The organism is Citrobacter sp. wls826 (assembly GCF_005281245.1).
Classification (GTDB): domain Bacteria; phylum Pseudomonadota; class Gammaproteobacteria; order Enterobacterales; family Enterobacteriaceae; genus Citrobacter; species Citrobacter braakii.
Window position 1 is genome coordinate 265,937 of the sequence record NZ_SZWS01000061.1, and the last position, 4,416, is coordinate 270,352.

5 protein-coding genes and 1 pseudogene are annotated in these 4,416 nt (G+C 47.6%); 3 read left to right on the plus strand and 3 right to left on the minus strand.

The genetic code is table 11. The annotated features are described in order from the left end of the window. The 3 genes and pseudogenes from FDW87_RS18770 to FDW87_RS23065 form a co-directional block, all read right to left on the minus strand. On the minus strand, positions 1–508 hold a 508-nt coding region (locus FDW87_RS18770), incomplete at its 3' end, for a septation protein A (RefSeq protein WP_137380055.1). A gap of 54 nt (positions 509–562) precedes the next feature. Beyond that, complete coding sequence (locus FDW87_RS18775) at positions 563–1,306, minus strand: YciC family protein (RefSeq protein ID WP_016153264.1); 744 nt, start codon at positions 1,304–1,306, stop codon at positions 563–565. A gap of 28 nt (positions 1,307–1,334) precedes the next feature. Beyond that, positions 1,335–1,421, minus strand: a pseudogene (locus FDW87_RS23065) (YkgJ family cysteine cluster protein); the annotation flags it as partial. A gap of 283 nt (positions 1,422–1,704) precedes the next feature. Here FDW87_RS23065 and ompW point away from each other — a divergent pair. From ompW to FDW87_RS18790, 3 genes are all read left to right on the plus strand, one after another. Further along, positions 1,705–2,343: an outer membrane protein OmpW gene (ompW, locus tag FDW87_RS18780; protein WP_016153263.1), complete on the plus strand. Its 639-nt coding sequence runs from the start codon at positions 1,705–1,707 to the stop codon at positions 2,341–2,343. Between the two features lie 132 nt (positions 2,344–2,475). Further along, positions 2,476–2,751: a hypothetical protein gene (locus FDW87_RS18785; protein WP_047500351.1), complete on the plus strand. Its 276-nt coding sequence runs from the start codon at positions 2,476–2,478 to the stop codon at positions 2,749–2,751. Positions 2,752–2,936: 185 nt separating this feature from the next. After that, positions 2,937–4,409, plus strand: a complete 1,473-nt coding sequence (locus FDW87_RS18790) for a GGDEF domain-containing protein (protein WP_109017886.1) — start codon at positions 2,937–2,939, stop codon at positions 4,407–4,409. Positions 4,410–4,416: the final 7 nt, after the last annotated feature.

Below are 4,416 nucleotides of genomic sequence, written 5' to 3' on the forward strand. Positions count from 1 at the left end.
AAATATAGACTCCGCTCAGTAACGTAAATAGTAAAGTCAGGGCGGTCAGGCCGAACACTTTAAAGTTGACCCAAATATTCTGCGGTAGCCAAAACGCGATATAGATATTCGCCAGACCGCACAGGATAAAGAAGACGGCCCAGGCGAAGTTAAGTTTTGTCCAAACCGGCTGTGGCAAGCTCAGCTCTTTACCTAACATGCGCTGAATCAGCGGCTTTTTCATTACCCATTGGCTAACCAGCAGCGCACCGGCAAACAGCCCGTAAATCACCGTTACTTTCCACTTAATGAATTCATCATTGTGGAAGAAAATGGTCAGGCCACCGAACACGGCTACCAGAACAAAAGTGATTAATGCCATCTTCTCGACCTTGCGATAGCGGACCCAGCTGTAAATCAAAACCACAGCCGTCGCAACAATCAGCGCCGAGGTCGCCGCGTAGATGTCATAGAGCTTATAAAAAGCAAAAAAGACAACCAGCGGTAAAAAATCAAGAAACTGCTTCATTCTTCGATTCCGTCATCAAAAGCACCGGGTACAAGCCCGGAATGCGTTCAGGGTTTATTGGCGAATTAGCATGTACAGGCGGAACAAATAGATCAGCAACACGGCGGAGATCATATTGCTCAGCGTATTCGCCAATACCGCGCCTACATTTGGCGTAAGTACCGCAAAACTTGGCGCAAAAAGCAACAACAACGTTTTTGCCAACAGCCAACCGATCACTGCTGGTGCAACCAGGCGCATATTCGACCACGCCAGACGCATACTGTTGCGCATCGCGGCAAAGACACCCATTTTGTCCTGTACTAACATCACCGGTGCAAGTGCCAGCAGGATAGCCAGCAGAATACCGGGTACCACAACCAGCATAATACCGATTTGCACCAGCAGAGTAGTCAGAAAAATCAGAATAAACAGCTTCGGCAAAACCGGCGCGCTGGCACCGATGGCGCGTAACGCGCTGACCCGATGACCGGCTGAAATCAGCTGAATCATCAGGATAATGCCTCCGGCGAGGATGGCATTACCAATCAGACCGGAAAACGTCGACGCCGCGGAAGCGCGTAGCAAAATTTGCTGTTGCTCCGGGGTCATGTTTTGCACCAGATCGAACAATCCCACGCTGCTGGTTAACTGATCGCCTTCACTAAGTTGCGCAATTTGTGCGTCGGTGGGAGAAAAGGCATGCCCTAACACCACTGTGATAAACGCGCACAACAACGATACCAGCAAGATGGTAATGAATTGATTACGGAAAAAGTTTCCCGTGTCACGGTAAACGGATTTCGCCGTGATAGACATGCACTCTCCTTGAGTTTTGCAGGTGTTCATTTGTGGGCAATTGTACCCTGGATAACTCTACAGTGGCAGCATCGCGCGGTGTATGGAAAAGCATATCTTTGTAAAGCCCCGGTAATTTTTGACTATGACTTCAGCGTCATGCAAGAACGTTGGTTGTTCTCTGCGCATCACGAACAAATAACCATCGCTATTCTGCAACGGAGGTCAGGTACTTGCGTGGCGAAAATATATCAAAATTGATCTGAATTAGGTTAACCAGGATTTTGAATGCAAGTTCTAACTTAATCTGGATCAATAAATGTTAAATTATCAAAGTCAATGTGATCCAGGTTAGATCACTTATTACTCCAATGTGGGTATATTCGTTCCGCTTTTATAACCATAACGATGGAGCGGACATGAAAAAATTAACAGTTGCAGCAGTGGCTTTAACAACTCTTCTCTCTGGTAACGTATTTGCGCATGAGGCCGGAGAATTCTTTATTCGTGCAGGTTCTGCCACCGTCAGACCGACGGAAGGCGCGGGTGGTACGCTGGGAAGCCTGGGTGGCTTTGATGTCAGCAATAACACGCAGTTGGGTCTGACATTTACCTACATGGCAACCGACAATATCGGTGTTGAATTACTGGCAGCTACGCCGTTCCGCCATAAAATTGGCACTGCCACAACAGGTGATATTGCGACCGTTCACCATTTACCGCCGACCTTAATGGCACAGTGGTATTTCGGCGATTCCAGCAGCAAACTGCGTCCGTACGTTGGTGTCGGTGTGAACTACACCACCTTCTTTGACGAAGGCTTTAACAATAACGGCAAAGAAACCGGTTTATCTGACCTGAGCCTGAAAGACTCCTGGGGCGCAGCAGGGCAAGTGGGTATGGACTATCTGATTAACCGCGACTGGCTGATTAACATGTCGGTCTGGTACATGGATATCGACACCACCGCGAGCTATAAACTGGCTGGCGCGCAGCAGCATGACAGCGTCCGCCTCGATCCGTGGGTGTTTATGTTCTCCGCGGGTTATCGCTTCTAAGTCCGTGATTAAAATACTGAAAAGCTGATCGTTCCACGGTCAGCTTTTTTATTACCAGTTTATTTCTTCCTGCCTTTCTCCCCGTCGATGTAATGCTACTCTTTAAGCAAACTGGCTTTGAGGGCATTGACGATGATGTTGACTCGACTCCTGCTACAACAAAAAATCACACTTTTGGAACCATTCACCGGAGATGAAACGGCAGAGTTCGCCGTGAGTGCCGCGCGTGACTTATTGAATTTTATGGATAAAATTGAAGTGCTGGAGAAACGCATTGCGACTCCGGTTAAACTACCTTATTGCAGCGCCAGTCCTGTTTGTGAGATCGAAGCGGGCTATGCCGCAGGCGTGAGCGATTGTCGTGAGGCCATTCGTCGGGCAGGGTATCCGATTGAGGGTGATGATTAGTTTGCATTTATGTTAACAAAAATGTGCTTTTATTGTATAAGTCTGTAACTTTAGCGCACACAACGGCGGGCTTCTAAGGCATCAGCTTAGGGACGGTTAACATTCTTAATCAACATACAGCGCAGTTATGCAACGACAGAAACGGGTAACCGGTTTGGCAATATGTTAACTATCAGGGTGAACTCGTGAAGATTGTGCAGGACAAGCTCAGAAACAGGCAGGCACTGCTGGTATCAGGGCTCATTACGTTGATATTTACGTCGTTGTTTCTGTTTATAATTTATGAGCAGCGGATGGCTGCAGTCAGTGACGGTGTTAACCGCATGCAAGCGCGCATGATGGACATTTTTAACGATAATGAGCTGATCGCCGATGCGATTGGTGAGCGCTATCACCATATTAAATCGGGTGAGCAATGTGGCGATATTTCACAATTTGCTCCCCGCAATGAAATGGAATGGGGAATTAACGCCGACCCAAAGCGTCTGCATTCGGTAACGGGGACAATTATTGCCCAGCAAGCCAGCCACAACGCGCTGTGTATGTATACGGCGGCGGAGTTTATTCGCGGTATGGTTAATGAGCTAAATCCGGGCAGCTTCGATGCACATCGTTATATTATCGCCAAAAATTCAGATTATTTTTACTGGTTTATGGCTTCCGATTCGCGCAACTTCAGTTTCTCAAATTCTGAAATGGCGCGGGATCTCACCAACTTTTTCTATCCTCCGGTCGATTTCTATACCCGACTGTTGCAAAAAAACGTCAAAAACAAAGCCCTTAGTTCAACGAACTTCTATACCGATAAAATTACCGGTGAAAAAGCTTACAGCGTGGTGAGCTATATCTACGATCTGTCTGGCAAAGAGATATCAGACCAAATCGTGGCCTATCTGGTTTATGACCATTCAAAGCCCGAATTGCAGGAAGCGTTGGCTCAAGCATTTGACTACCAGCTCCCACCAGAGCTGAATGTGGAATTGGTAAATTTGACCAACAATGAAAGTCTCTGTTTATCCGGTAAATGTACAGGTCAATCCCGTTTTTTAGTGCGCAATTTTTCGGAGAAATATGCGCTGCACTATTCGCTTTCATTAGGCCGTTTTATGACGCGCGATACCCATGCCGGGATCGTGATCCTGCTGGCGCCGTTCTTTTTCATCATGATTAGTTTCTCGCTAAAATCATGGCTAAACGAAAGCGACCTGAAGGTTTATATAGACACCCTGACCGGTTGCTTTAATCGCCGAATACTCGACATCATCAAGCGCCGTGATTTATCCCACTGTTCGGTGGTGCTACTGGACTGCAATAAGTTCAAGGCCGTCAATGATACCTGGGGTCACGCGGCAGGCGATCGTGCGTTGCAAATTATCGCCAACAGGATGTTATCAAACACCCGCACCAGCCACGATATTGTGATTCGTACCGGCGGGGATGAATTTATGATCCTGCTGTTTCGCTCGCAGGCAACTGATGCCATCGCAATCGCTCAACGTATCAGCGGGCAGGTGACCAGCCATGTGTTTGTAGTGGACGGTCATACCGTGCCATTGTCAGTATCGTGGGGGATTGCAGAGGTGAACGGTGAACTGGATGTGGCTATTCAGAATGCAGATAGCGCCATGTATAAAATGAAGCACACGAAAGAAGCGTAAAACCGCC